We start from the raw sequence: 2,585 nt of genomic DNA, 5'->3' as shown, positions 1-2,585 counted from the left end.
AGGCGGCGCCAAGAAAGTGATCATCTCCGCACCGGGCGGCAAGGATGTGGACGCSACCATCGTGTWCGGCGTGAACCACRRYGTGCTGAARKCGWCGGACACCGTSATCTCGAACGCTTCSTGCACCACCAACTGCCTGGCCCCGCTGGTCAAGCCRCTGAACGACGCCATCGGCCTGGAAAACGGTCTGATGACCACCGTGCACGCTTACACCAACGACCAGGTGCTGACCGACGTGATGCACGAAGACCTGCGCCGCGCACGTTCCGCTACCCAGTCCATGATCCCGACCAAGACCGGCGCTGCTGCCGCGGTGGGCCTGGTGYTGCCGGAACTGAACGGCAAGCTGGACGGCTACGCCATCCGCGTTCCGACCATCAACGTGTCCATCGTTGACCTGTCCTTCATCGCCAAGCGCGACACCACTGTTGAAGAAATCAACAAGATCATGAAGGAAGCATCGGAAGGCGCGCTGAAAGGCATCCTGACCTACAACACCGAGCCGCTGGTGTCCGTGGACTTCAACCACAACCCGGCTTCCTCCAACTTTGACGCGACCCTGACCAAGGTGTCCGGCAAACTGGTGAAGGTTTCGTCCTGGTACGACAACGAATGGGGCTTCAGCAACCGCATGCTGGACACCACCGTGGCCCTGATGAACGCCAAGTAATCCTTCGCTTCAGCGAACAAAGAAGCGCCCCGCGGGGCGCTTTTTTTTTCTCACAGCAAGGACTAGTGCCTGCTACGCGTGGCAGGCAGCTGATTTTGGCCGGGGCATTTCAGGACTGCGCCAGCCTGGCCAGGCGGGTGGATTCGGTGCGCAGGGCGTCGCGCAGTGCGTCCGGGCCCTGGATGGTGAAGTCGAAGGTGAGGGAGGCCAGCATGCGGGCGAACCAGGTGTGGCTGGTGGTGGTCGTGTGCAGCTGGATGCCGGCCGGCGTCGGCACCAGCGGGCCGACGTAGCGGCCCAGTTCACGGGTGGCGCTGTCGAGGTCGGTATGCAACAGGACGTGGGCGGGCAGGCCGCGCGGCAGGGTGGCCAGGGCGTGCTGCAGGTGGGCGGCGGTGTCGAAGTTTTCCGGCTTCTCGAAGCTGTGGCCCGTTTCGCGCACTTCGGCGATGCGGTCAAGGCGGAAGGAGCGGATCGCCAGACGCAGGCGGCACAGGCCCACCGCATACCAGCGCGTGTGGCTGAACACCAGGCCGTAGGGATCGAACTCGCGCCGCATCGGCACGCCTTCCGGCGGCCGGTATTCGAAGCTGACGCGGTGCTGGGTCTGGGCCGCCATCGCCAGCGCCGTCAGCTCGCCGGTGAGAGCGGGGCCATGCGGCTGGGTGAAGGTCCAGCGCGCATCCGGTACGTCCAGCACGGCGGTTTCACGCAGGGCTTGCACGCTGCCTTGCAGGGACGGAGGCATCACGCGTTCCAACTTGGATTGGGCGCTGGCCACGGCGGGCGCCGTGTCGGCCAGGCGCAGCGAGCGCACCGCCAGCAAGCCCAACGCGACGGCGCTCGCTTCCTCATTGGTGAACATCAGCGGCGGCAGTTTGAAGCCGGGCACCAGCATGTAGCCGCCGTAGCGTCCCCGTTCCGAAGTGATCGGAATCCCCAATTCCTCCAGCATGGAGATATAGCGGCGCAAACTGCGGCGATCGATGCCGAGCCGTTCGGACATGTCGGCGCCCGAGATCTGCCGCTGGCTTTGAAGCATCTCCAGAATGGTCAGGGCTTTTATGGCTGGTTTGGACATATTGCAATGATCTCATGCAATGAGGGGCAATTTTGCCCTATTTAACCAGTAAAGTGACTGGTATTCCCTCCTAATTTACGAAAAAGAGGCAATACCATGGAACCGATTCTGTATTACGGCGCGCCGCACGGCTGCGCCTTCGGCACGATTGTCGCCCTCGAATGGCTGTGCCGCCCTTATCGCTTGCTGCGGCTTGAATTGCCCGGCCAGCATAGCCCCATGCTGCAAACGGGCGGACGCGTGATGCGCGACTGCCGCGGCATTCTGCGCCACATCGCTTCGCAGCGCCGCCATCTGCTGGGCTACAAGTCCGGCACGGTGGATCACGCGCGGCTGGAGCGTTTGCTGGATATGCTGCATGAGGAATTTCAGTCGGGTGAAGCGCGCCTGGCCGCCGTGTGCGCTCATCTGGATGCGCAGTTGAGCGGCCGTGAATGGCTGGACGGCAATAAACGCACTATTGCGGACGCCTGTCTGGTGGCCGCCGTGCGCTGGGYTGAACGCCACGCGGGACTGCTGCTGGCGCACTATCCGCGCCTGCGCCAGCACGTTGAGGAGCTGCACGGCGACCCCGCCGTGTTCTTTGCCGACGCCATCGAAACCAGCCGGCCTGCCGTCACGAGCGGCCGTTTCCGCGGCCACGTCAGCCTGGAAGAGGTGGATTTGCCGCTGGCGGCATAAAAAACGGCGGGCACGAAGCCCGCCGTTTGTACTTACGCGCTGTGGCTTACAAAGAAATGCGCAGGCCCAGGTACCAGCGGCGGCCGATCGGGTCGTAGGTACCCGCGTCGGTTTCGGTACCGGTCGAATCGCTTGGCAGGCCGGTGATGATTG

General features: G+C 63.6%; 3 protein-coding genes. 2 read left to right on the top strand and 1 reads right to left on the bottom strand.

Annotated elements, in window-relative coordinates; genetic code table 11:
- On the top strand, positions 1–670 hold a 670-nt coding region (locus AB4Z11_RS29075; RefSeq protein ID WP_442029301.1), incomplete at its 5' end, for a type I glyceraldehyde-3-phosphate dehydrogenase.
- Between the two features lie 109 nt (positions 671–779).
- Here the strand turns inward: AB4Z11_RS29075 and AB4Z11_RS29070 are convergent.
- Complete coding sequence (locus AB4Z11_RS29070) at positions 780–1,751, bottom strand: helix-turn-helix transcriptional regulator (RefSeq protein WP_442029300.1); 972 nt, start codon at positions 1,749–1,751, stop codon at positions 780–782.
- A 96-nt stretch (positions 1,752–1,847) separates the two neighbouring features.
- Between AB4Z11_RS29070 and AB4Z11_RS29065 the strand changes: the two genes are divergently transcribed.
- Entirely contained in the window at positions 1,848–2,432 is a 585-nt protein-coding gene (locus tag AB4Z11_RS29065; protein ID WP_442029299.1) for a glutathione S-transferase family protein, read from the top strand.
- Positions 2,433–2,585 lie beyond the last annotated feature (153 nt).

Origin of the sequence: Pseudoduganella sp. RAF53_2 (genome assembly GCF_052113985.1) — a bacterium.
In the GTDB taxonomy this organism is placed as follows: Bacteria; Pseudomonadota; Gammaproteobacteria; order Burkholderiales; family Burkholderiaceae_D; genus Rugamonas.
This window is presented reverse-complemented; position numbering and strand designations above follow the sequence as displayed.

Bases quoted from the DNA above. Each gene is read 5' to 3' on its own strand.
- AB4Z11_RS29070 (WP_442029300.1), bottom strand. From the start codon at position 1,751: ATGTCCAAACCAGCCATAAAAGCCCTGACCATTCTGGAGATGCTTCAA.